At 37.9% G+C, this 24,610-nt stretch carries 23 protein-coding genes and 1 other annotated feature; of the genes, 2 read left to right on the top strand and 21 right to left on the bottom strand.

The features are described from left to right. Nucleotides 1–69: 69 nt before the first annotated feature. The 7 genes from CHI06_RS11675 to proS form a co-directional block, all read right to left on the bottom strand. Complete coding sequence (locus tag CHI06_RS11675; RefSeq protein ID WP_095248727.1) at nucleotides 70–1,050, bottom strand: ABC transporter permease; 981 nt, start codon at nucleotides 1,048–1,050, stop codon at nucleotides 70–72. Continuing rightward, nucleotides 1,043–1,954, bottom strand: a complete 912-nt coding sequence (locus CHI06_RS11670) for an ABC transporter ATP-binding protein (protein WP_095248726.1) — start codon at nucleotides 1,952–1,954, stop codon at nucleotides 1,043–1,045. The genes CHI06_RS11675 and CHI06_RS11670 overlap by 8 nt, the downstream gene beginning before the upstream one ends. Before the next feature lie 14 nt (nucleotides 1,955–1,968). After that, nucleotides 1,969–2,745 (bottom strand): SGNH/GDSL hydrolase family protein, encoded by a 777-nt coding sequence (locus CHI06_RS11665; protein ID WP_095248725.1) that lies wholly within the window; start codon nucleotides 2,743–2,745, stop codon nucleotides 1,969–1,971. A 90-nt stretch (nucleotides 2,746–2,835) separates the two neighbouring features. Continuing rightward, nucleotides 2,836–4,077, bottom strand: coding sequence for an NO-inducible flavohemoprotein (gene hmpA / locus CHI06_RS11660; protein WP_095248724.1), 1,242 nt, complete (start codon nucleotides 4,075–4,077; stop codon nucleotides 2,836–2,838). 133 nt (nucleotides 4,078–4,210) lie between these two features. Next, complete coding sequence (locus CHI06_RS11655) at nucleotides 4,211–4,876, bottom strand: vWA domain-containing protein (protein ID WP_095248723.1); 666 nt, start codon at nucleotides 4,874–4,876, stop codon at nucleotides 4,211–4,213. Nucleotides 4,877–5,046: 170 nt separating this feature from the next. Next, nucleotides 5,047–5,607 carry a GNAT family N-acetyltransferase gene (locus tag CHI06_RS11650; protein WP_095248722.1) on the bottom strand — a complete coding sequence of 187 codons (561 nt, stop codon included), beginning with the start codon at nucleotides 5,605–5,607 and terminating at the stop codon, nucleotides 5,047–5,049. Nucleotides 5,608–5,838: 231 nt separating this feature from the next. Further along, nucleotides 5,839–7,269, bottom strand: a complete 1,431-nt coding sequence (gene proS, locus CHI06_RS11645) for a proline--tRNA ligase (RefSeq protein WP_095248721.1) — start codon at nucleotides 7,267–7,269, stop codon at nucleotides 5,839–5,841. 46 nt (nucleotides 7,270–7,315) lie between these two features. Further along, nucleotides 7,316–7,535, bottom strand: a binding site (T-box leader). A gap of 136 nt (nucleotides 7,536–7,671) precedes the next feature. On the opposite strand from proS, the gene CHI06_RS30455 reads away from it, so the two are divergent. After that, complete coding sequence (locus CHI06_RS30455) at nucleotides 7,672–7,806, top strand: hypothetical protein (protein ID WP_257009251.1); 135 nt, start codon at nucleotides 7,672–7,674, stop codon at nucleotides 7,804–7,806. A gap of 142 nt (nucleotides 7,807–7,948) precedes the next feature. Further along, on the top strand, nucleotides 7,949–8,833 hold the full coding sequence (locus tag CHI06_RS11640) for a cupredoxin domain-containing protein (RefSeq protein WP_095248720.1): 885 nt from the start codon (nucleotides 7,949–7,951) through the stop codon (nucleotides 8,831–8,833). Between the two features lie 42 nt (nucleotides 8,834–8,875). Here CHI06_RS11640 and CHI06_RS11635 read toward each other — a convergent pair whose 3' ends face one another. The 14 genes from CHI06_RS11635 to CHI06_RS11570 form a co-directional block, all read right to left on the bottom strand. Next, a complete protein-coding gene (locus tag CHI06_RS11635; protein ID WP_095248719.1) occupies nucleotides 8,876–12,028 on the bottom strand; it encodes an MMPL family transporter in 3,153 nt (1,050 codons plus the stop codon). Nucleotides 12,029–12,030: 2 nt separating this feature from the next. After that, nucleotides 12,031–12,492 (bottom strand): MarR family winged helix-turn-helix transcriptional regulator, encoded by a 462-nt coding sequence (locus tag CHI06_RS11630; protein WP_095248718.1) that lies wholly within the window; start codon nucleotides 12,490–12,492, stop codon nucleotides 12,031–12,033. Between the two features lie 147 nt (nucleotides 12,493–12,639). Next, entirely contained in the window at nucleotides 12,640–13,224 is a 585-nt protein-coding gene (gene clpP / locus CHI06_RS11625; protein ID WP_095248717.1) for an ATP-dependent Clp endopeptidase proteolytic subunit ClpP, read from the bottom strand. 30 nt (nucleotides 13,225–13,254) lie between these two features. Beyond that, the gene (locus CHI06_RS11620; protein WP_095248716.1) at nucleotides 13,255–13,977 is read right to left on the bottom strand and encodes a sigma factor-like helix-turn-helix DNA-binding protein; all 723 of its coding nucleotides are present in this window, start codon (nucleotides 13,975–13,977) and stop codon (nucleotides 13,255–13,257) included. A 124-nt stretch (nucleotides 13,978–14,101) separates the two neighbouring features. Next, on the bottom strand, nucleotides 14,102–14,905 hold the full coding sequence (locus CHI06_RS11615) for a serine hydrolase (RefSeq protein ID WP_095248715.1): 804 nt from the start codon (nucleotides 14,903–14,905) through the stop codon (nucleotides 14,102–14,104). A 3-nt stretch (nucleotides 14,906–14,908) separates the two neighbouring features. Next, the gene (locus CHI06_RS11610; RefSeq protein ID WP_095248714.1) at nucleotides 14,909–15,913 is read right to left on the bottom strand and encodes an ABC transporter ATP-binding protein; all 1,005 of its coding nucleotides are present in this window, start codon (nucleotides 15,911–15,913) and stop codon (nucleotides 14,909–14,911) included. Between the two features lies 1 nt (nucleotide 15,914). After that, complete coding sequence (locus CHI06_RS11605) at nucleotides 15,915–16,826, bottom strand: C40 family peptidase (RefSeq protein WP_095248713.1); 912 nt, start codon at nucleotides 16,824–16,826, stop codon at nucleotides 15,915–15,917. Beyond that, nucleotides 16,819–17,919, bottom strand: coding sequence for a mandelate racemase/muconate lactonizing enzyme family protein (locus CHI06_RS11600; RefSeq protein ID WP_095248712.1), 1,101 nt, complete (start codon nucleotides 17,917–17,919; stop codon nucleotides 16,819–16,821). The genes CHI06_RS11605 and CHI06_RS11600 overlap by 8 nt, the downstream gene beginning before the upstream one ends. A 12-nt stretch (nucleotides 17,920–17,931) precedes the next feature. After that, nucleotides 17,932–18,855: a S66 peptidase family protein gene (locus CHI06_RS11595; RefSeq protein ID WP_095248711.1), complete on the bottom strand. Its 924-nt coding sequence runs from the start codon at nucleotides 18,853–18,855 to the stop codon at nucleotides 17,932–17,934. A 79-nt stretch (nucleotides 18,856–18,934) separates the two neighbouring features. Next, the gene (locus CHI06_RS11590; protein ID WP_095248710.1) at nucleotides 18,935–20,566 is read right to left on the bottom strand and encodes a peptide ABC transporter substrate-binding protein; all 1,632 of its coding nucleotides are present in this window, start codon (nucleotides 20,564–20,566) and stop codon (nucleotides 18,935–18,937) included. 23 nt (nucleotides 20,567–20,589) lie between these two features. Continuing rightward, nucleotides 20,590–21,594, bottom strand: coding sequence for an ABC transporter ATP-binding protein (locus tag CHI06_RS11585; protein WP_095248709.1), 1,005 nt, complete (start codon nucleotides 21,592–21,594; stop codon nucleotides 20,590–20,592). Nucleotides 21,595–21,598: 4 nt separating this feature from the next. Continuing rightward, nucleotides 21,599–22,552 (bottom strand): ABC transporter permease, encoded by a 954-nt coding sequence (locus tag CHI06_RS11580; protein WP_095248708.1) that lies wholly within the window; start codon nucleotides 22,550–22,552, stop codon nucleotides 21,599–21,601. Further along, nucleotides 22,553–23,485 carry an ABC transporter permease gene (locus CHI06_RS11575; protein ID WP_095248707.1) on the bottom strand — a complete coding sequence of 311 codons (933 nt, stop codon included), beginning with the start codon at nucleotides 23,483–23,485 and terminating at the stop codon, nucleotides 22,553–22,555. A gap of 13 nt (nucleotides 23,486–23,498) precedes the next feature. Further along, nucleotides 23,499–24,323 carry a M55 family metallopeptidase gene (locus CHI06_RS11570; protein WP_095248706.1) on the bottom strand — a complete coding sequence of 275 codons (825 nt, stop codon included), beginning with the start codon at nucleotides 24,321–24,323 and terminating at the stop codon, nucleotides 23,499–23,501. Between the last annotated feature and the right edge of the window lie 287 nt (nucleotides 24,324–24,610).

Raw genomic sequence — 24,610 nt, 5'->3', positions numbered from 1 at the left:
CAGTTACCTTTGACACAGCCAAAATAAAAAGAGTTATTCCTATTTGCAGGAATAGCTCTTTTAATCGATTTAATATACATCCTTTTTGGTAAATACAAAGAATGAAACAAATAATCCAATCGCCCACCACACAAGTAGAACCAACATTGAAAATGACAATGTCATCCCTTCAATTGGCGGCGGGTTACCATTCATATAGTTTGTTAGCTTTAAATTCACCATAAAGAAATACTTAGCTGACTCCCACGACGAAACCATATTGCTAAGAATTGCACCTGAAATTAGGGCAGCGAGCATAACACCCATGCCAGCAGCCGTACTGCGAATTAAAACAGAAAGCATGAAGGAAAGAGTCCCAACGACAATCGCCACAAACCATACAAGTCCAAAATCCATTAATAGAAACTGCCATTGATTGATCAACTTCACACTTGCGGTATTTAAACCTGTATCACTCACACTAAAACCAGTCAATACTGGTGCTCCCCACCCTTGATAACCAAACACCAATCCTGAAATACCATAAGAGAGAATTCCGGCTATAGCTACAATTAAAGAGATGGCAAAAGTTAAACTGATATATTTACTCAGAAGGACTTTCCATCTTTTAACTGGCCGAGTTAATAGTAACTTAATCGAGCCTTGACTATGCTCAGAGGATACAATATCACTGGCAATAACCATCACCATTAATGGGATAAATAGTTCAATTGAATTCTCCAAAAATATTCTCATAAACGTCGGAGCACCAGGTTCTGAGGGGTTTATGTCATGATCTAAATAATATTGATTTTGCTGCAAGGCAATTTGCAGTTGTTTTTTCCATTCATCCGAAATACGGGCACTGCTAATTCGGTTTTGCTGGTCAATAATGGTTTGTTGTATCATCGTCCGCCAATCGTCGGTTCCTAACTTTTCCCTTTGTCTTTCAACCTCTTTATATTGGGCATAGGTAAACATTGCAACCAGAATGCCAATAATAATGGCTATGATAACTAGGCGCTTTTTGGCAATCAGCTTCATCATTTCATTATGAATCAGCTTATTCAATAGAATCACCCCCGGTTAACTCGAGGAACAAATCTTCCAATACAGGCATTTTACGATTCATTTCAGTCACAGAAATACCTGCTTCCACAAGCATTTTATTCCACTGCGCTGTTTTAATCTCATCATATTCCGTCGAAATGGACCCATCTTCTCTTTCTTCAATGGTTGTGAAGGAACGTAAAACCTGCTTACCCTCCTCTATTGGATGGAAACGCCATACAACTCGTTCTCTATTTGATAACAAGTTATGAACAGAATCCGTTTTAATCACGGTTCCTCTAGAAATAATCGCCACTCGGTCGCAAAGTAATTGAATTTCACTTAATAGATGGCTAGATACAAGAACACTCAGTCCTTCATCTTCAGCAAGGAACCGAATAAACTCCCTCATTTCTCTAATTCCAGCAGGATCTAACCCATTCGTTGGTTCATCAAGAATTAATACCTTGGGTCTTCCTAATAGCGCCTGGGCAATCCCCAGTCTTTGTCTCATTCCAAGTGAATAGGTTTTTACTCTATCGTGAATTCGATCTTTTAGTCCCACAAGCTCCGTCACTTCACCGATTCGCTCTTTGCCAATCCCTTCAAGCATATTCGCAAAATGCAGCAGATTATCATAACCAGATAAATACGGATATAATTCAGGATTTTCAACAATACAGCCGAGATGTTTCATTGCTTCCTCGAAGTTTTCTTCAATGTTATAGCCGCCAATCTGAATGCTTCCTGAAGTAGGTTTGATTAATCCTACTAACATCCGGATAGTCGTCGTTTTACCGGCACCATTTGGACCTAAGAATCCAAATACCTCGCCTTCTTTTAAATCAAAACTAATCCCTTTAATGATTTCTTTTTTGCCGATTGTTTTTTTCAAATTATGTACAGATAAAGTTATTTTCTCCATCTTCGCCGGTCTCCTTACCAAGTAAGCAATGAAGCTACTCGTTCAGCTATTAAACGGTACCCTTTTGTATTTGGGTGAAACTTGTCAGTATATAGATAATCATTGACCTTTAGCTCAAAAAGATCAAATGTTGGTACAAATACAATCTTTGGGAAAGTAGCACTTAATTCCGCACTCTGATAATTCCAATGACGAACTACTTTTGACATCTCTTTACCCTCTTCTAAGTCAATAAATGGGTTATATAGGCCAATGAAGAAAACATTTGCATTTGGATTACTTGCCCGAATCTGCTGGAAAATAAAATTCATGTTCTCAAGGAATTTCTTCTCAATTTCAGTAATGTCTTCTGTATTAATTTCAAATAACCCTTGTCCACCCCTGAACAAATCATTGCCGCCCATTGTGACTAAAACCATATCTGCTGATTGAATTTGCCGTTTAACTTCCGTTTGCTGAATTTGCTGCTTTAGCTGGTCAGACCTTTGTCCGCTAATACCTAAATTTGTTAGCCGCACTTCCTGTTTTGATTTTTCCTTTATTTCGTCCATAAGGACACCAATATAGCCTTTTCCGGTTTCATCGCCTGTTCCTCTTGTTAAGGAATCACCTAAGGCAACAATATGCATTCCATCTTTTTTCTCTGCTTTCTTTTCAATAACGGTTTTCTCTGGGATTTTATCGGGCTTACCTGCGTAATATTCAGCTACAGCCCACCCAAGTCCTACCAGCCAGAGGAGGCAAAAAAATACTGATACCATTGTTATGGACCTTATGACATTCTTATTCAAAAAGCTTCATCCTTTCTGGCTATTTCTACCTTTTATTTAATCACAATTAATGTCTGAATCAAACTTTCAACCCATAAAAAAACCGATTTCCTAAACGGAAACCGGTTCTTTCTTGGCACTTTCTTCTAAACTATCTTTTGGTCCAAAAAATTCAAAGTGAATTCTTTCATCATTTACCCCTAAATTCTTTAAAGAAGTATTAATAGATTTCATAAATGGCAGAGGGCCACAGAAATAGAAGTCTGCATCTAAACTTGATGTGTTGTTTACAAGCCACTCTTGTGTCACATAGCCTTCAACATCGAAGGTATTGTTTTTACGATCCTCTTCCGTTGGTGAATCATAAAAGAAGAATGAGGTCACATTGTCCTTCGAAGCAAGGGCTTCTACTTCATCTCTAAGTGCATGAACATTTCCATTTGCCGCCGCATGTATGAAAGTTACCTTCCTTTCTGGCTGCACTTCAACTACTGTTTTCAACATACTTAACATTGGTGTTAATCCTACGCCACCGCTTAATAACACTACAGGTGTATTTTTTTCAATATCTAGGAAAAAGTCTCCCGCTGGAGCACTTACATTTAGGATTTCTCCTTCTGTTACACCGTCATGCAGGTAATTTGATACCATTCCATCAGGGTTGGCTGTTCCGGCTTCACGTTTTACGCTGATGCGATAATAATCTTTGCCAGGGGCATCAGACAAGCTATATTGACGGATATGGGTAAACTCCTCCCCATCGATTTCAAGTTTTAGGCTAATATATTGACCTGGTAGAAATTGAGCAATTTCCTTGTTATCCACTGGTTTTAAATAGAAGGATGTAATAACATTACTTTCTTTTACTTTACGGTCTACAATAAAACTACGGAAACCTTCCCATCCACCTTGTTGTTTTTCGGCTTCTTCATACATTTCTGCCTCAACACTGATAAAGGCATCTGCAATTACCCCGTAAGCCTCTCCCCAGGCATTGATGATCTCATCTGTAGCTGCATCACCGAGTACATCCTTAATCGCTAATAAAAGGTGTTTGCCGACAATTGGATAATGCTCCGGTTTAATTCCAAGACTTCTATGTTTATGGGCAATTTGTTTAACAACAGGAAGGATTGCTTCAAGGTTATCAATATATTGTGCCGCAGCATACACTGTCCCCGCAAGCGCCCTTTGTTGTCTTCCTTGTTTTTGGTTTGCATGGTTAAAGATGTTTAAAAGTTCAGGATGATTCCCAAACATCATTTGATAAAAACGTGTTGTAATGGCTTCTCCGTGTTTTTCTAAAACAGGTACGGTTGATTTAATTATTTCGATTGTTTTTTGATTTAACAAAACGAACACTCCTTATGTAGTTATTACTATTTATATAGTGATTATATGAGATACCACACAAGGAGTAAGTGATTTAAATCACATTCTATTATATTTGAATACTTTGTACTAGACCTAAAGTACCATCTTAATATTATAAAATCCCCTTGGATTTTGCTTCTACCAGCCATTGAGGAAACTCATTTAGCAGATTATTATACAATTCTTCATCGGATATTTTTTCAATATCCTTAATGTGAAAGAAATTTGCATTATCTATGAAACGACCTTCCATGATATCCAGTTTTTCAAGTACTTCAAAGTTAGAATCACCAATACCCACAAACTGCCAAAAAATTGGTTTATTGGAGGATTCAACTATTGGCTTTTTAATCGTTCTATTACAACCGCCATCATTGATAAACACGATAAATGTTGGAACCTTCTCAGGTTGTTCAACCGTATATTTATTAATAACATCCTCCATTACTGGAGGTTCATCATTCCTACCAAATTTATGGATTAAATCATTACGTAAAATATACTCATCTACATAATTAACAAATTCTCTCTCAGTTACTGACTTCAATCGAGAAAATTCATTGTCGTACACCCAAACATCAAGTGTTCCATCATCATCAAACTGACTGGCAACAGCTAAAATTCGCTCCACAACTTTTTGAACAGTCCCATTTTTGTACAGTGAGCGCATTGACCCTGAAATATCCAAGATTAACCCAACTCTTGCAACCACATCAGTAAGTTTCTTCTTTTCTAAAATAACTCCTGCAGCCTTTTTCATTAAACTAATTGTCGTCATGATATATCCCCTTTCAAAATTTTACCAACTTCCATAATTATACTATAATGGATAAAAATAAGTATTAAATTGCAAATGTATTTTCATTTATTACTCTTATTTACGAACAAAAAGAGGCCCCACTAACACAACAGGTGAGAAACCTCTTTCTATTTGGTAGCACTCTTTAATTATATTGTTTTTGCAAAAATGCAGGTATCTCTGAGTTCCCTGCTTTCAACTGATAGACTATCATTTTTTAATATTCCCTCTAATGTAAATCCTAATTTCTCTGGGATGGCTCTGCTTCTTATATTAGTAGAATCACAGCGGATTTCAACTCGCTTTGCTTGAAGTTCATTAAAAGCGAAATTAGTGATTGCTTCCGTCGATTCCGTGATATATCCTTTTCCCGAATGCCGTGTGTCAATCCAATAGCCTATCTCAAACTTAGGCACAGCCCAATTTATTCTATGCAGCCCTGATGAACCAATAAATTCACCAGTTACTTTATCTAAAAGATGTAATCTTAAATCCTCACGGGTAATAAACTTTGCAATACTATCACGTATATTGGCTTCTACATCTTGCTCTGTTTGATCCATATGAGCCCATGGCATCCACGGTTTTAGTTCATTAAGTGATGCTTGTGTGGCTTCGTATACCGCTTTGCCATCACCTGGTAAGGGTTTACGGATCAATAATCTCTCGGTAGTAAACTCCTCTGGAAATTCTCTTAATATAGGTTTCAATTTGTTTCCCCCTTTCGAAACTTTGGATCTTCTTGAAGTCCATTATCACATTTCTTTTTCGACTTTGGGATTCATGAACGTTTCTTGTTTACCACTATTTCAGTTTTCTTTTGATTTCGGGCATCAAGAGCCTTTCTTGGTTACCACTATTTCAATTTTCTTTTGATTTCGGGCTTCATGAGGGTCTATTAATAAAAGACCCCTCCAATAAGGAAGAGTCTAAAAATCATATTAGTATGCTTTTGCCCAGTAAACCATTTTGTCAGCTTCTTTACCGCAACATACACATGTATTTGAAACTTGTTCTTGTTCAAATGGGATACATCTTGATGTTGCTGTTGTATCTTCTTTGATTTTCTCCTCACACGCGAGTTCACCGCACCACATTGCTTTAATAAAGCCTGGTTTCGCTTCAAGCTTTTCCTTTAATTCAGGAAGCGTCACAGCCACGGATGTTCTTTCTTCACGGTGGTTCAATGCTTTATTATATAAATTTGATTGAATATCATCGAGTAATTCTGCAAGCTTTGTTTCAAGTTCAGCCAATGGAACGAATACTTTTTCCAATGTATCCCTTCTCACTAACACAACCTGCTTGTTTTCAATATCTTTTGGTCCAACTTCCAAACGAACTGGGATACCCTTCATTTCGTACTCATTGAATTTCCAGCCTGGCTTTTTATCGCTTGCATCTATATCCACTCGAGCAACATTTGAAAGGGACTTCTTCAACTCATAAGCAAAATCAAGAACTCCTTCTTTATGCTGTGCAATTGGCACAATCATAACCTGAGTTGGCGCCGCTTTTGGAGGAATCACTAGACCACGATCATCACCATGGACCATAATTAAGGCTCCAATGATTCTTGTTGTAAAGCCCCATGATGTTTGGTGAACATACTGAAGCTTTCCTTCTTTATCTGTATATTGGATATTGAATGCTTCCGCAAACCCTGTACCAAAGTGGTGGGAAGTTCCTGACTGTAGTGCTTTTCCATCATGCATTAAGCTTTCAATTGTAAAAGTAGCTTTCGCACCTGCAAATTTTTCTTTTTCCGTCTTCTGCCCTTTTACTACTGGAATTGCAAGAATCTCTTCACAAATCGCTGCATATACATTCAGCATTTTGATGGTTTCTTCCATTGCCTCTTCATCCGTTGCATGTGCTGTATGACCTTCCTGCCATAAAAACTCTAATGTCCGTAAGAAAGGACGGGTTGTTTTTTCCCAGCGGACCACGTTTGCCCATTGGTTGTAGAGTTTTGGTAAGTCCCTGTAAGAATGGATGATATGGCTATAGTGCTCACAAAAAAGAACTTCAGATGTTGGGCGAACAACTAATCGTTCTGCCAGTTCCTCAGAACCACCATGTGTAACCCATGCTACTTCTGGTGCAAAGCCTTCAACATGGTCCTTTTCTTTTTGCAATAAGCTTTCTGGAATAAACAAAGGCATATAGACATTTTCATGCCCTGTTTCTTTGATTCGGCGGTCTAATTCATTTTTTATATTATCCCAAAGGGCATACCCATAAGGTCGAATAATCATCGATCCACGTACACTTGAATAATCAATTAAGTCTGCTTTTGTTACTACATCGGTATACCATTGGGCGAAATCCTCATCCATGCTGGTAACATCTTTTACAAATTCCTTAGCCATTTTGACACCTCATTATTTTTTTGAATATAAAAAGGCCTTGGCCCCAAAAAGGGACCAAGACCTGGCGATACCACCCTAAATTCATAAAGCAAATGCTTTATACTCTCGACATGATAACGGATTTTATCCGCATGTATCTTCAACAAAATGATCCGATACAGAACTCCGAGGCAGGTTCAAATGTTTGTCTTAAGAAACCTTCCACCAATGGTTTCCTCTCTTTGTAAGACCATTTACATTTTACTAATCCTCATCACAGTTTCAATACTATTTTTCAAAATTATATATTTCAGATACAAAAATGTCAAATATTATTATGGAAAATTATTCTGATTTGCATTTCTCCATATCTTTATTCTTAACCACTATTTAGGTTACAATTATGTAAATGAGGTGATATCCTTGAAAAACGAAGAAAAGAATGAGGTAGAACAGGAAGAGGAAGAAAAGCAATACTTACTGGAACTTATGAAAATGCAAAATGAAGCCTTAAAAAGAATCTATAAAAATACATTAGATCATGAAAAGAAAGAATAATCCCCTAATTAACCGGACGTTACTTGACGTCTTTTTTATTTTTCTCTAAGTTTCATTAAACGTTCATAAAAGTCTCTAAAAATACAATACATTGCATTTATAATGTACATATGTTGTTTATAAACTTTAGGGAGTTTTTTTAATGTATATGTTATCGATATTCACAATCGTGATTATGAGTTTAATGACAGGGTCTTCTATTTTCCTTTTACATCGGAACAATAATAAACTAGCTCACTTATCTGGACTGGTAGTCGTAATGGTACTAACCATGATGAGTGGACTTTTAGCTGGCTATATTAGCGGTATACTTTCAGGCGAATTATTTTTCCCTGTTGGATTGGGTATGTTAATAGGCTTTATCCTTGGTTTTATCGCTGGTCAGCCGATAGGAATCCTTGCCATTTTGACAGGGTCAGCCACTGGGGTCGTGAGTGGAATAATGGGTGCTCTATTGGGGGCAATTCTTCAGTTCGATAACCCAACCATTATATTAGGAATATTACTAGGTGTGTATGTTATTATTCTTGGCCTCGTCCTATTATTCATTATTGTAGACACAAATGGAAAACTTACACTGGATACAAAAGGAATTTCTCCATTTAATATCTTATCCGCTGGATTAGTACTCATTGCCTTATTCTTGTTTTTATATAGCAGTGATTTGGTTAAAATTCCTGGTGAAAGCGAAGCCGTTCAAACAGAAGAGAATAATACCAGTACCTCACCCAAAAATACAGAATTAGATATTACGAAGGAAACCAATCCCAAAATTGAAATGATGATTACACCAACTGGCTACACCCCAAATGTTATTAAAGTAAAAAAAGGAGTGCCAGTGGAATTAAATATTACAAATCCAGGTGATAATAGCTGTTTTTCTACCTTCATGATGCCTGATTTTGATTTAAATAACGTTAACCTAAAGGCAGGTACAACCAAGTTAACCTTTACACCTGATAAAGAAGGTGAATACACCTTTAGCTGTGGAATGAATATGTTTAAAGGAACGGTTATTGTTGAATAACCTAAAAAAACAGCTCGCTGAAACCATCAGCGAGCTGTTTTTTTACATATGTGTTGAATGATGATCTACTACACTATCGTTATTTTTTCTAAACGGCCACCAGTTTGCTACCCCAAATGTTTTTACCATGACCGGGACAAACAATGGTAATATCACGAGTGCATAGAGTGAAAGTCCGATTAAGAGGATAGCCGCAATTTGGAGCAAGGATAAAACACCAGCCGGCATCATCGCAGCAAACGTGCCTCCTAAAATGATTGCTGCAGAGATAATAACGGTTCCCATTTTTTTCATAGCGATAAGGATTGCTTGTTCTACTGGCATATGTCTAAATTCGTTAAAACGATCCATTAAGAAAATGCTATAGTCAATACCGAGCGCTATTAAGATAACAAATGCGAAAAATGGAACAGCCCAGCTAATACCTGAATAACCTAACCAATTGACGAAAATGACCTCTGCTAGTGCCATAGAAGTATAGTAGGTTAAGATTAACGATCCTATCAAATAAAGCGGCATAATGATGGAACGGAATAAAATGATTAGAATAAACGTAATCCCTATCAGCATCAGCACCACTGTTCGTGAGTAATCCGCTTGTGAAATTTTATCAAGGTCATGGTGCATACTTGATACTCCACCCACTGCTACTTCTGCATTTTCAAGCTTTGTATCCTTTACCACCCGTTCAACAGTTTTCTTAATTTCTGGTACTCGATTAAGGGCTTCATTTGAGTACGGATTCTTGCTAAATACTACATCAATTGTCATTACTTTATGATCCTTTGACATATAGGTATCTAGAACTTGTTCGAAGTCTTTGCTGTTTAGGACCTCTTGTGGAATATAAAAACCATTTTTCTCTTGGCTGCCTACTCCAGCTAGATATTCTTCCGCAGACTTCAAACCATCAGATACTTGGTTTAATCCATCAGCACTTTGCGTCAATCCATCTGTCAACTGAGTAATTTGACCACCCAAGTCTTGAAAACCTGTCATAATTTGCTGCTGACCGTTATTAACACCACTTAAACCATTTGAAAATTGAGGAAGTCCATCCACAATTTGTCCTTGGCCATTACCCAATGTGTAAAGTCCTGCTTCAATCTCAGTTAGACCATTTAAGAGATCCTCCATTCCTTTCACAAGGGCTTCTTGGCCAGTGATGGATTCTGAGAATTTCCCATTAGCAAAACTGATACCGTCTTGTGCACCTTTTAATCCAGCATTCAATTGATTTAAGCTTCCAGCTAATTCTGCTGTTGCTGCCTGTGAACCTTGAATGGTCATTTTTATAGCTTTATAGTTACCATTTTCCTCAATACCACTATATTGACTTTCTAAATTAGTAAAATATTGATTTGTTGCCGCTAAGGTATCGTGTAAATCACTAACACCCTTTGCTACTTGTTGGTAGTTTCCGGAAAGAGCAGCAAGGCCGCTCTCTGCTTGTTTGTAACCATCAAGCAATTGTTTGCTGCCTGCTAATACCTTGGCAGACTCAGATTTAACAACTGTTAAGCCTTCTTTTATTTGAGTAGTACCGGTTGCACCTTGAATTAGGCCATCTTCAATTTTAGCAAGGTTCTTTTGAATACTTCCCATACTGGACTGTAACTGGTTCGTACCAGTAATTAACTGGCCAATTCCATCTACAGCTTCTTCCATTTTAGGCTGGTTGGCTTCAAGCTGGTCTCCTGCCTCGGCAAGACCACTGCTAATCTTCTGAATTCCTTCATTCCCTTGGCCAAGTCCATCACCTAGACTTTTTACTTGTTCAGATATATATAAATCATCAATTGTTTCGCCTGTTGGACGTGTCACAGAACGTACCGAATCTACTTCACTAATTTTATTAAGTTCTTGGCTTATTTTTTCAGTAATAGCAATGTATTCTGAAGTATTCATTTCGTCATCATTTTTAATGACAATTTGAGTAGGCATAGATTCACCTGGACCGAAGCCGTCAGAAATGATATTAAATCCTTTGATAGAATTAAATTCATCACCTATCTCTTCTAAAGAGTTAAAAGATAAATCTCCATCGTAGGTAAATAAAGCTGGCACTGAAATAGCTGCCACAATGAGTAATGCAATTAAAGGACGTGCTAGAGCAAACCTGCCAACAAATCCCCAAAATTTACTTTCCCCGTGTTCAAGCTTACCCTTAGATGGCCAGAAAAGTTTCTTTCCTAACACTGCCATAAAAAATGGAACAACCGTAAAAAGTGCCAGTAACAATAACGCTACACCAATGGCAACCGCTGCTGCTGATTGATATAGTACAAAGGTTGAAAACCCAATCGAAGCAAATCCAATCATAACGGCTAATCCACTGAAGAATACTGTTTTCCCAGCATTCTTGTAGGTAATAACAATTGCTTCTACTACATTATCATTCTTAGTCATTTCCTCTTTAAAACGGCTTAGCAGTAAAATACAATAGTCTGTACCGATTCCAAATAAGACTGCTACTAAGAAAATTTGCGTAAAGGTTGATAAGGGGAAACTCACTTTATCTACTAAAATAGCAACAATGGATTGTGAAGCCAAATAGCTAAATCCTACCGTTACTAATGGAATAATCGGAGCAATTGCTGACTTAAACACAAGTAATAGGACGAACAATATGAACACAACCGTGATACCTTCTGTTTTCTTCAGACCTTCTTGAGAGTTGGTTACAAGGTCTTCGGCAATTAACCAGTTTCCGGTATAATAGTGTTCTATCTCAACAGCATCAAGTGCTTCATATAAGTCTTTGGATATTTCTTTTCCTTCACGGTCATTTGCTATGACATTTACAGAAACAAGAATGGTTTTACCATCCTCAGATACTAGCTGTTCCTTTAATTCTTCTTGATTAAAATGAGTTAGGATCGAGGTAATACCAAGTTTTTGCTTATTCTTCTCAAGCATGTTAACTGCTTTTTCTGCGTTATCAAAGTCTTCATTCGTTAACTTCTTATCACTATGAAAGACTAAGACTGTTTGCAGCTCATTCCCGCTATTTTCACTCGACTGGACATCTTTTAGAATCTTCTCAGCGAGAGTAGATGAGTAGCCCTCTGGAACGTTAATTTGCCCCTTTTCACGGACAAGGTTTTCCATATTTGGTGCAGCCATAAAAAGCATTGCAATCAATGCTATCCAGGCAATAAGGATAAACCATTTTCCTTTAATAATCGCTCTCACGTTTATTCCCCCACTTCTTCCTTTTTCATGTTGGTTAATATCAGGGCTAATTTTTCATAAGTATTGATAAAATTTGTAATTTCTGTTTCATCAAATTGGGTGATAAATGACTCTACTAAAAGGTGTACTTTTTCCTGAGTTTTGTTGTGCAGCTCGTTTCCTTTTTCGCTTAAAGTTAGATAAACAACTCTTCTGTCATTTTCATCACGGGTTCTTTCAATGAGACCTCTGTCTGCTAACCGGTTGATAATAGCAGTTATTGCACTTTTATTTACATCAAAGGCTTCTGCCAATTCAGACGATGTGCAATTATGCGATTGCTTTATATAACTTAGAATATAGTGCTGGTCAGTGGTTAAATCCTCTCCTATCTGACACTTAAGTAAAGATGCTGCTTTCTTATTGACATCAAAAGAAACGGACACGTACCGGTCGATTAATTCCTGAATGATTTTTTTATCCATTGTCCATTTCACCCCACTTTTTAAAATTAGTTAAACTGTTAAACTATTCACCTGTTTAACTATAAGACATGTCATAAAAGGTGTCAATAAAAAAAGGCCAGCGAATGGCTAACCTTTTTCTTCATATTTTGCATTATTATTTTTGATTTATTCTTTGGGGTATAGAATCTCATCGATAATTCCGTATGCTTTGGCTTCTTCGGCGCTCATAAAGTAATCTCTGTCTGTATCTTTTGCTACTTTTTCAATAGTTTGGCCGGTTCTGTCGGCAATAATCTGATTAATATGTTCACGCAACTTTAGGATGCGTCTTGCAGAGATTTCTATTTCTGTTGCCTGCCCTCTAACACCTCCAAGTGGCTGATGAATCATAATTTCACTATTTGGTAAAGCATACCGTTTACCTTTTGTACCGGCGAGCAGCAGCATCGCTCCAAATGATGCAGCCATCCCTGTACAAATGGTACGAACATCTGGCTTAATGTATTGCATGGTATCATAGATAGCAAACCCAGCTGAGGTGGACCCTCCTGGGCTATTTATATAAAGTGAAATTTCTTTATCAGGCGCGTCCGCCGCTAAAAATAATAATTGAGCCACCACGCTGTTCGCCGTGTGATCATTAATTTCATCACCGATAATAATAATTCGATCCTTCAATAAACGAGAATAAATATCATAGGACCGTTCACCACGGTTAGATTGTTCAATAACATATGGAATTGTACTCATTGATAAATCCTCCTTGAAAGCAGATATTGGCTAAGCAGCCATACAGAGAGTGCTTGAAGGAGTGTGAATTCTATACGATCCAATATTTCTTGAAACAAGCTGTGGAACATCCATAACACTTTTGAATGATGAGAGTGAATCAATTAAAACGCTAGGATCTTGGACTTTTAACGATTCATCAAATAAATCAGCTAATTTATCTCGTTCTTCTTCATCCCAAAATAATTCCATAGGGAAGGAACGATCATTTTCATTTATTTTTTCAAGACGTTTTTTAGAACGATTCAAATTGGACTTTATAGCCATTTCTGTTGTCCCAAGAATAGCTGCAATTTCCTTTGATTGGTATTGAAATGCTTCTTTGAGCATAAAAATGACGGCTTGTTTTGGTGTGAAATGCTTTACCAATAAATCGACCGAATTCATCCTATCATCCGTCTGACTCGCTGCTAATTGACTAGAAATTTCATGATTTATATGATTTGATTCGTTTTTTCTTTTTCTAACCACATCAATCCAATGATTGTAAGCAATCTTATTTACCAAAGCTGAGGTCATCTTATGCTTTGCAGTGGAATATTTCTTAGCTTTCAAATAAACTTCTTGAGCGATATCTTCGCCATCCCATTTATTTTGGGCTAAAAAGTGACAATATCGCTGTAGTTTTGGATAAAATTCAATCCAAAAAGAATCATCAGTCTTATTTTCATGTTGTTGGTCTTCCCTGGTGTTCTCACTAAATCCATTTGTCATTGTGTTCACTCCTTTAACACTCTCTACCCTATAAACGTTTCAAAATGGAAAAAAGATACGGGGTAAAACATTTCTTTTATTAAAAAACTGACTCGGGATGTACCCAAATCAGTATCATTACTAACTATTCCAGCAAATTTTTGTGTGTTCGAATGAAAAAATCAGAAATATGTTTTCCAATGTTCCTTATGATTTGTTTTGCTTCATTTTGATCGATGACACTGTCCGTCAAAACAGCAATATAGCCTTTTCTGCCTTGATATTCAAATATAGCACAATCGTGCTCAACACTCGGAAGTTCCCCGGTTTTATTTACTACAGTTATCTTTTCTAGGTTCACCATTGCAGGGAGCTTATCTCTAAATTGCTGATGTCTTAATGCATGATACGCAATTGGAGGTCCTGTGATTCCAATAACATCGTTTATTTCATTCAACAATTTAAGGGAATGAATCATTTCTCTCGAATTTGTAAAGTTGTCGATTCCTTTTTCAATTGCAGCAAAATCCATCATTTTTCTGTTTAACTTAGTGTGTTCAAATCCGATTTCTTTTATAAAAGCATTGATTTTATCCATCCCCAATAAATCAATCAGAATATTGGTCGCTGTGTTATCTGAAACGATAATCATCAAGGTCATTAAGTCTTTTACTGTCAATGATAACTGATCAGATAGTGCATATAAAATTCCTGATCCGCCTGCTCTATTTTCCTTTGAAATGGGAATCAGTTGTTCTACGTCGAGTTCGCCTATCTTATGCCTCCCAAGCCCTGCTAGTAAAATGGGAATTTTTATTAAACTTGCCGAACGAAACACCTCTTCACTATCGATATAGAAATTTCCTGCGTCTTCTATTTCTATTGCTAAGCCGATCCGCCCATCGAATCCATAGAGTTCTTCACGAATTTTCTCTTTTAATATTTCCATAGTCTACCTAGTAACCGCAACCTGTGAATAATCATGGTCACCTGTTTTGTTTTTATCATATAAATGACACGCGACGAAATGGCTTGCTTCAACTTCCCTCCAGCTTGGTTTTTCAGAGGAGCAAACTTCCATCGCCATCGGGCAGCGAGTTCGGAAGACGCAGCCGCTTGGTGGATTGATTGGGCTTGGCAGCTCTCCTTTTAAAATTATCCGTTCACGCTGATCTTCAATGTCAGGATCTGGAATCGGAATCGCAGACAGCAGCGCCTGTGTGTATGGATGCAGAGGTTTTTTATATAACTCACTGCTTTCTGTCAATTCAACTAATTGTCCTAAATACATAACCCCAATTCGGTCACTAATTTGTTTCACCATCGAGAGATCATGAGCGATAAATAGATAGGTTAACCCTTTTTCTTTCTGAAGGCGTTTTAACAAATTCACCACTTGTGCTTGTACAGATACATCAAGTGCAGAAATCGGCTCATCAGCGATAATAAACTCCGGATCTAATGCTAGAGCACGGGCGATGCCAATCCTTTGACGCTGCCCGCCGCTGAATTCATGCGGATAGCGATTGGCATGGTTGCGATTTAACCCAACATCCTCTAGTAATTGAAAAACTCGTTTTAACCGCTCTTGTTTATTCGGATATATGCCATGAACTTCCATGGGCTCGGATATTATTTCAGCTACTGTTGATCTTGGATTTAAGGATGCATAAGGATCTTGAAAGATCATCTGCATTTGTCTGTGAAAGGTATGTCTTTCCTTAGACTTTAAAGTATGAATGTTTTTTCCATTAAAAATAACTTCACCTTCGGTTTGGTTATAGAGTCCGATAATGGTTCTTCCAGCTGTAGACTTCCCACAACCTGATTCGCCAACAATTCCAAAGGTTTCCCCTTTATTGATATGAAAAGAAACACCATCCACTGCTTTTAAGATTTCATTTTTTCCTAAATGAAAATGTTTCTTTAAATTGTTTACTTGTAATAATTTCACCATACTATGCCTCCGATTCAACCCAATATCGCCTTGCTGCACAAAGCTCTTGTTCATAGATTGTTCCAGCTAATGAAATAATTTCAACCGTTTTTCCTGTATTAGGAGAATGGAGTAATTTTCCGTCACCATAATAAATTCCAACATGATGAATCCTGCCCTTTCCTTCTTCATAGGCAAAAAATAGCAAATCACCTGGTTTTATTTCTTCTGTACTGACTTCTTCTCCTGCATTTGCCTGGTCGTGTGCATCGCGGGGGATGATATACCCATTTGCTTTACACATGGAATAGCTGAAACCTGAGCAATCATATCCGTAGCTGCTCATTCCGCCCCATAAGTATGGAAGATTAAGAAATCTTTCTCCATCGGCAACAATGTTAGTTCCATTTCCCTTATAGCGATTTGCCAGCGATTCATAAATGGTAACATGGTCTGAATTCAGCAAATCTGTCCCATCAGGAGTTTTTACTAGAACCTTTCCTTCACCTTCTTTTAATAAAGGTAGAATGGTTTGATAAGAGAGTTCAATATTTGATTCTTCTAAAAATGTTTTAGGATTCGTGATAATAACAACTGGACCTTTATTAATATTCCAGTCCAATGGATATTTCACCAATTGAGATGACGGAACCCAGCCAGGGTAGCCCTTAATATTTTTCGATGTCGGCTGATCCGGAATAATAATATGCGACCAATTCTCTTTCTCTTCGATTACGATGACTTCTTCGCCATATAAAAGCTGAGTTTGTACAAGGTTTTGCTCGCACAACCCAAGTCTTGTTTCAAATGTTAACCCTTCTAACCATCGATCGATGTCGACCGGATTACTGACTGCTGGCACATCTAATTCTCTTGCAGAGTTATACGATGTCCACACAGTTGCTACTGGGACATTTACAAGTCGTTTATCCAACCGTAACCCCTCCTTCTATCGTTACATGCTTAATTCCGAGGCCAGGACAATCTGGAAGTGTGATAAATCTATTTTGATAATGAATACCTCCTTCAACAATATCCTTCACCAGCATAAGTGGTGCATCAAAATCGAATCGAGTAATATTTTGTTTGCTAGCCGCAAAATGTGCTGCTGCCGTGATACCAAGTCTAGTTTCAATCATGCTTCCAACCATGCACTCTACTCCACATGTTTCAGCGAGCTGATTGATAATCTGAGCTTGATAGATTCCGCCCGCTTTCATCAGCTTAATATTAATTAAATCAGCGCTTCTTGTCTTTAAAACTTGAAATGCCTGCTTAGGTGTAAAAACACTTTCATCTGCCATAATCAGCGTATCAACAGAATCGGTAACTTGTTTTAGCCCCTCTAGATCGTCCGCATTCACTGGCTGTTCCACTAATTCTATTCGTAAATCAATATCCTCCATTTTACGAATAGTTGTAATCGCATCTTTTGCGGTCCAGCCTTGATTGGCATCCAACCGAATTTTTATGGTATTGCCCACTCTTTTTCTAATCTCCTTGATTCGTTCTAAATCCTTGGTGACATCGTCTTTCCCAACCTTAACCTTTAATACATTAAAGCCTTTTTGAATATAAGATACAGCATCGTCACCCATTTCTTCAGGACCATTCACACTAACGGTAAAATCAGTCTCTAGCAATTTCTTGTGCCCACCAAGGAACTGGTATAGCGGAAGTTTACAAAATTGGGATATACAATCATACAAGGCCATATCAATTGCAGCTTTCGCACTAGAGTTTCCTACCATAATAGTCTTTAATCCTTGAAAAATTAATTCATAGTTTAGAAGACTTTTATTTTCAAGAAATGGTTTAATTACCTGGAGAATCGCTGATTCAATACTTAACAGACTATCACCAGTAATAACCACAGTTGGAGGTGCTTCGCCCCAACCAGTAATTCCATTATCACACGTCACTCTTACAAAAATCGCTTCTGCTGTTGTAACCGTTCTTAATGCTGTTTTAAAAGGTTTGATGAGTGGAACGGCTACTCGAAATGTTTCAATATCCTTAATAATCATGATTTTCCCCCTTTAAAAGATGCCGCTTTCAACGATTAAACTTCTATTACTCGTATTTAAGTCCGCTTTTACTCCCAATGGAAGGGATATATGAGGATTACAATGTCCGATCATGAACCCTTTTAAAGACGGTTTATTGGCTGACAAAACATAATGGTTAATAACTTCTTCAAGAGTTAAAGACAGTTCCCTTTTTGATGTACAATCACAAAAATCTCCAATAACGATCCCAACTACCTCATCTAGTTTCCCAGCCATTTTAAGTTGATTCAGCATCCGATCTACTGATCTTGGTTCTTCATTCACATCTTCAATAAATAAAATCTTACCGGTCGTATCAATTTCAAATGGAGTTCCGAGGGTGCTGACTAAAAGGGATAAATTTCCGCCAACAAGTTCACCACTAGCAACACCCTCCACCAATGTCTCTAAAGGAGAAAAGCGCTCTGTATAACTTACATCAGTTGGCTTAAATAATTGCTGAAAACCTTGTTTTGAATATGTATAAGTGTCCTCCTTTCCAATATCCGACCCCAGCATGGGGCCATGAAAAGTAATCAGACCTGTTTCTTGCCTAATAGCAGTATGTAAAAAAGTAATATCACTATAACCCCAAAAAATCTTCGGGTTTGCTCTTATTATTTCGTAATCAATATTTGCTGCCAGCCTCCCCGTTCCATAGCCGCCACATGCACAAAAAATTGCCTTTACTTCAGAATCGAGAAACATAGCATGTATATCATCTAACCTTTCTTCATCGATTCCTGCTAAATAGCCATAGATTTTTTCAACACTCTTACCAACCTTTACCCGTAATCCTAATCCTTTTAAAAACTCTATTCCTTTTTCGAGATATTTTTGATTTGGCGGGCTAGCTGGAGCAATTACTCCAACGGTATCCCCTGTGTGCAGACGGTTTGGTTTAAGTAAACTCATCAAATCACCCTTTCTCACCTTTTGTTAGTCTACAATTTTAGGACAAAAGGGATGTTCTGCGAACATCCCTTTCCTTGATTTACTTTTTATCCGCGGACTTTAATTCTAAGTATCCAACTGGATGACGGACAATTCCTGTCACACTTTCATTCTGTAAATATACTTGGTTATAGAAGTGGATTGGAATGATTGGTGCTTCTTCAAAGAGAATCTTTTCGGCTTTATACATAAAGTCAAATCGTTTCTTTTCATCTGATTCATTTTTCGCATCCTTCACCAATTGGTCAAATTCTGCATTGCTCCAGCCTGTACGGTTCATAGAATGTCCAGTTTGGAAGTTTTCCACAAAGTTAATTGGATCTGCATAGTCTGCAAGGAATGAACTGCGTGACAGCTGGAATTTTAATGCTTTTTGTTCTGTTGCAAATACATTCGATTCCATATTGGCAAGTTTTACGTCAACACCTAAATTTTCCTTAAACATTTGCTGAAGGGCTTCGGCAATTTTCTTGTGTGAATCAAGAGTGTTATAAGTCAATGTTACTTCAGGAAGAGTTGAATAGCCTTCCTCTTCCATTCCCTTTTTCAATAGCTCCTTCGCTTGTTCTACATTCGTTTTAAGTAAGTCACCATTTGTTTCACGGAAGTCTTTGCCTGCTGCATCCGTAAAGCCATATGAAACAAAACCATATGCGGGCTTTTCTTTATTTTTGGTAACTAAATCTACAATTTGCTTTTGGTCAACAGCCATCGCAAATGCTTTACGGATATTAACATTCTGGAAAGGTTCCATTGTTACATTAAAGCGATAGAAATACTCACCTGCTTGGTCCTCTACTTTGACATCGCCTTCTTTAAACAATGATTCTGCTAAATCCGCGGGAACGTCAGAGGTATCAAGTTCACCAGTCTTGAACATTTGATATTCCGTATTGGTATCATCAACCATAGCCCAATGGATTTTATCTAATTTAACATTTTTGGCATCCCAGTATTTGTCGTTCTTTACCATTGTGAAATCACTGTCATGGTTCCATTCTGATAATGCAAATGGACCGTTACCAACGAAAGAATCTGCTTCAGAAAACCATTCTGGATTCTCAGTTGCTACTTTTTCGTTGATTGGGAAAAACGCTGGATTTGCAATAACACTTAAGAAATAAGCCTGCGGACTTGTTAATGTAACTTCAAATGTTTTCGAATCTACTGCTTTTATTTTTACATCTTCAGCTGTTCCTTTTTCTGTATTAAAGGCTTCTCCACCCTCAATAAAATATCCTAAAAATGCTGCTCCAGAACCTGTCTTTGGATCTAATAGCCGTTTCCAGGAAAATACAAAGTCATCTGCTGTTAAATCATCACCATTAGACCATTTTGCATCTTCACGGATGTGGAAGGTATAGGTTTTGCCATCCTCTGATACATCCCATTTTTCAGCAGTTGCAGCTTTTGGCTGATGATTTTCATCTAAACGGGTTAATCCTTCCATGATATTATTTAACGCATTCCACGATACCGCATCAAAACCGATAGGCGGGTCAAATGATGTAGGCTCTTGTCCGTTATTTAGATAGAGGACCTTTTCCGTTTTTTCCTTAGAATCACTATTTCCGTCATCCTTTGGCTCGCTTCCAGAATCACTATTTGCTGTACATGCGGCTAAAGCAAATAACAACATAAAAGAGACCATCATCGTAATAAACTTCTTCATCTTCTTCCCCCTAAATAATAGTTTTATATTTTTACAAACCTTGAAACCAATTTATTGGCTCGTTCGTCCTGCAGCCAGCAATCCACATGGTGGTTGTTGCTTAGCGAGGATCTAACCGGATACACTCGTTCACACACTTCCATTGAATACCTACAGCGTGCAGCAAAGGCACAGCCTGCAGGTGGTGAAAATAAGTCAGGCGGTGTTCCTGGGATCGGCACCAGCTCAGCCTTTTCAATATCTAATCGTGGCACAGATTGAAGCAGTCCAATGGTGTAAGGGTGCTGAGGTCGATAGAAGATTTCCCTTCTGCTTCCTATTTCCACAATTTTACCGGCATACATAACTGCCACTCGATCGGCAACTTGGGCCACTACCCCCAAATCATGCGTAATTAAAATAATTGAAACACCTGTTTTTTTCTGTATATCACGGAACAATTCCAGGATTTGTGCCTGTATAGTTACATCTAGAGCCGTAGTCGGTTCATCTGCAATTAACACGTCAGGACTGCACACTAGTGCCATCGCTATCACAATCCGCTGGCGCATCCCGCCGCTAAACTGATGAGGGTACTGTTTTAAACGTGCTTCAGGGCTCGGAATACCAACAAGCTGGAGCATTTCAACCGCAGCCTTTTTGGCCGCTGCCCTTGATATCTTTTCATGCTCCATGATTCCTTCCATAATTTGTTCACCAATGGTAAGTGTGGGATTTAAAGCGGTCATGGGATCCTGAAAAATCATGGATATACTCGCACCGCGAATTTTCCGCAGATCAGGTTCTTTTAACTTGATTACATCCATATTATTAAAAAGGATTTCTCCGCCAATGATTTTCCCTGGTGGATCAGGAATCAGTCTCATAATACTTTGAGAGGTTACACTTTTCCCGCAACCGGATTCGCCGACAATGGCGAGCGTTTCGCCCTTATGTAAATCAAAACTGACCCCGCGAACCGCCTGGACCTCACCGCCGTACGTGGAAAAGGATACTTGAAGGTCCTTAACCTGGAGAATTTTTTCCATGATGTTACCTCCTCAGTTTCGGATCAAGAGCATCCTGCAGCCCATCACCCAAAACATTAAATGCAAACATAGTTAATGATATAAATAGAGTTGGAAAAAACAATCGCCACCAGTATCCTGATAGAATCGTAGACAAACCATCATTGGCCATGACTCCCCAGCTTGCATGCGGTGCTTGAATTCCAAGGCCGATAAAACTTAAAAACGCTTCTGCAAAAATAGCTGATGGAATCGTAAGAGTCATTTGGACAATGATTGGTCCCATTGTATTTGGTAAAAGATTCTTGCGAATAATCCTTCCTGTTTTCGTTCCAAATGTTTTGGATGCCAATACAAATTCATAGTTTTTAATTTGTAAGACTTGTCCGCGGACAAGTCTCGCCATACCAACCCATCCGGTAATCGACAGCGCTAGGATGATCGTTGTTAACCCTGGACCAATCACTACCATGACTAAAATAACAACTAGTAAATAAGGAAGACCATACAAAATCTCCACGAACCTCATCATGAGATTATCGGTTTTTCCTCCTTTGTAACCAGCAATCCCTCCATAAACAACACCAATAATAAAGTCAATAAGGGCGGCAACTAAACCAACAAATAGAGATATACGGGCACCGTATGCTGTTCGTGTAAATACATCTCTTCCTAAATCATCTGTCCCAAACCAATATTCACTGGATGGCGGCAGATTTTGAGAGGTTAACTTTTGTGTTTCAACCGAGTGAGGTGAAATAATGGGTCCAAAAATGGCGAATATAGCTACCAAGATCAAAAACGCCATCCCAGCCATTGCCAGTTTATTTTTTAAAAGCCGGTACCACGAATCTTTCCAATACGACAAGCTAGGTCTTACGACAGCTTCTGCTTCTGATTGATTTTGTACCTTAGGGACAAACCATTCATCAGGAATACCAGGCGAAATATTCTGTTCTTCCTGTTTACGCAGTTCCATTTACTTCGCCTCCTTTTTGTGGAGCTTGATTCTAGGGTCCAATACTCCGTATGCAAGATCGACTAAAAAAAGCATGAGAATCAAAATCGCACTATAAAAAACGGTGGTACCCATTATGACCGGAAAATCACGGTTATTGATACTATCAACAAAATATTTTCCCATCCCTGGAATTGCAAAAATTTTCTCAATTACAAACGTCCCAGTTAAAATACTCGCTGCTAATGAACCTAAGACAGTCACTACAGGGAGAAGAGCATTTCTTAAAGCATGTTTAAAAACAATTTTAACGGGTGATAATCCTTTTGCTTTTGCAGTCCTTATATAATCCTGTGTTAGAACCTCAAGCATACTTGAACGGGTTAACCTCGCAATAATCGCCATTGGACCTGTTGCCAAAGCTAAAATTGGCAGTACCATATGTTTCGGGCTAGTCCAGGTTGCAACCGGAAAAATAGGAAAATTAACAGCTAGTTGTTCAATTAAAAATGTTGCCATTACAAAGTTTGGTATCGATATCCCAAGGACAGCAATACTCATCGAAAGATAATCGATCACTCCATTATGACGAAGGGCGGCAATAATCCCGAGTGTAATTCCAGAAATGACCGCGAGGAATAGTGTATAAAATCCTAGTTCAAAACTAACCGGAAATCCCCTTCCCAGCATTTCATTGACAGTCTGTGATGATTTTTTGATAGATGGACCAAGGTCTAGGTGCAGTAGAGCGGATAAGTAGTTTCCATATTGGACTAAGAGAGGTTCGTCTAGATGATAATAAGCTTCGAGGTTTTTTTGAATTGCTTCGTTCGTTGTTCTTTCTTCATTAAATGGTGATCCCGGAACCGAGTGCATTAAGAAGAATGTCCCTGTTATGATAAGCCAAAGAGTAATAATCATGGCTATAAATCGTTTGATAAAATATGTATTCATGCTTTGTCCTTTCCTAACAGAATGTAGTTCTCATCGCTAATTCAGTCATGACAAGCATTGCTTGATATGCTTCCAATATATTTTTGGCTTGAAAACGGACAATAGTTGTTCCAGGTACGATTTCTGTTCCTGGCATTAGGTTGGCCCACTCTGCTTGTCCATAGTTAGCAAATTCAATTCCTAACAAAGGACAATCAGGCGGGATAAGCGGCTTTACAGATCCTTTATTTCTTAATGCGTAAGCTGCCTTTTCACGAATAAGTTGTCCTGCTTTTGCAGGTGTTAAGGATTTTGCAGCAGACCGTGAAATAGACTCTTTTACTACAGCTGTTGTGACATTGGGAATAAGCTTTTCAGCCTCATTAGCGGCACCATCATCACCCGCTACCATTAAGACAGGTACATCATAATACCCAGCAACATAGGCATTAAACCCTAATTCTCCAACAGCCACATCATTAATGTACATATTCCGGACTCCAAAAATCATTGAATGGGACATTACTCCTTTTAAAGAAGCACGGGCATGATAGCCAACAAAGATGGCTCCATCAAAAGATTCATCCAAGCCCTGAACCATGGAAAAAGGCTTCACATCACCTGTAATAAGTTGTGTTTCAGGATGCAGCCTTTCGATTAACAAGTTATTCATTTTGGAATGGCTGTCGTTTACAACTACCTCCTTCCACTCTTGTTCAAAAGCAGTCGTTACAACATGGTTTGCCTCATCTGTCATGATGATTCGGCTCCGTTCATAATTATGCTTGTTGGAATCGACATGGGTGTGATCAACTAGACCTGTTATTCCTTCCATATCTACAGATATGTATAATTTCATATTCAACCCCCTAATTTGAAATTCTTAATTTTCTTAAAATTATAAATTATTATTCTACTTTTTTCAATTTATTTTTAAAATATTATTTCAAAATGGTTCTTACCGAAGAAAACTATTTTAGGTTCGCTTTGTTGGATTTGTAATAGAAGGAATGAAAAAATATTAATTTTGAAACTTTATCATCACTTACCTCGTAGTTATAGTAAATGAAATAATTGAAAGTAAGTTCAATCTTCTACATAATTAGGTTTATAAATGAATATAGGAATAATAAACTTTATAAGGAG

Origin of the sequence: Bacillus sp. 7884-1, from assembly GCF_002272245.1 — a bacterium.
GTDB lineage: Bacteria > Bacillota > Bacilli > Bacillales > Cytobacillaceae > Neobacillus.
Note: the sequence above shows the minus strand (reverse complement) of the source record. Positions and strands in the feature narration are given on the sequence as shown.

Bases quoted from the DNA above. Each gene is read 5' to 3' on its own strand.
- CHI06_RS11670 (WP_095248726.1), bottom strand. From the start codon at position 1,954: ATGGAGAAAATAACTTTATCTGTACATAATTTGAAAAAAACAATCGGC.
- CHI06_RS11655 (WP_095248723.1), bottom strand. From the start codon at position 4,876: ATGACGACAATTAGTTTAATGAAAAAGGCTGCAGGAGTTATTTTAGAA.
- proS (WP_095248721.1), bottom strand. From the start codon at position 7,269: ATGGCTAAGGAATTTGTAAAAGATGTTACCAGCATGGATGAGGATTTC.
- CHI06_RS11640 (WP_095248720.1), top strand. From the start codon at position 7,949: ATGTATATGTTATCGATATTCACAATCGTGATTATGAGTTTAATGACA.
- CHI06_RS11630 (WP_095248718.1), bottom strand. From the start codon at position 12,492: ATGGATAAAAAAATCATTCAGGAATTAATCGACCGGTACGTGTCCGTT.
- clpP (WP_095248717.1), bottom strand. From the start codon at position 13,224: ATGAGTACAATTCCATATGTTATTGAACAATCTAACCGTGGTGAACGG.
- CHI06_RS11620 (WP_095248716.1), bottom strand. From the start codon at position 13,977: ATGACAAATGGATTTAGTGAGAACACCAGGGAAGACCAACAACATGAA.
- CHI06_RS11615 (WP_095248715.1), bottom strand. From the start codon at position 14,905: ATGGAAATATTAAAAGAGAAAATTCGTGAAGAACTCTATGGATTCGAT.
- CHI06_RS11610 (WP_095248714.1), bottom strand. From the start codon at position 15,913: ATGGTGAAATTATTACAAGTAAACAATTTAAAGAAACATTTTCATTTA.
- CHI06_RS11600 (WP_095248712.1), bottom strand. From the start codon at position 17,919: ATGATTATTAAGGATATTGAAACATTTCGAGTAGCCGTTCCACTCATC.
- CHI06_RS11595 (WP_095248711.1), bottom strand. From the start codon at position 18,855: ATGAGTTTACTTAAACCAAACCGTCTGCACACAGGGGATACCGTTGGA.
- CHI06_RS11590 (WP_095248710.1), bottom strand. From the start codon at position 20,566: ATGAAGAAGTTTATTACGATGATGGTCTCTTTTATGTTGTTATTTGCT.
- CHI06_RS11585 (WP_095248709.1), bottom strand. From the start codon at position 21,594: ATGGAAAAAATTCTCCAGGTTAAGGACCTTCAAGTATCCTTTTCCACG.
- CHI06_RS11580 (WP_095248708.1), bottom strand. From the start codon at position 22,552: ATGGAACTGCGTAAACAGGAAGAACAGAATATTTCGCCTGGTATTCCT.
- CHI06_RS11575 (WP_095248707.1), bottom strand. From the start codon at position 23,485: ATGAATACATATTTTATCAAACGATTTATAGCCATGATTATTACTCTT.
- CHI06_RS11570 (WP_095248706.1), bottom strand. From the start codon at position 24,323: ATGAAATTATACATATCTGTAGATATGGAAGGAATAACAGGTCTAGTT.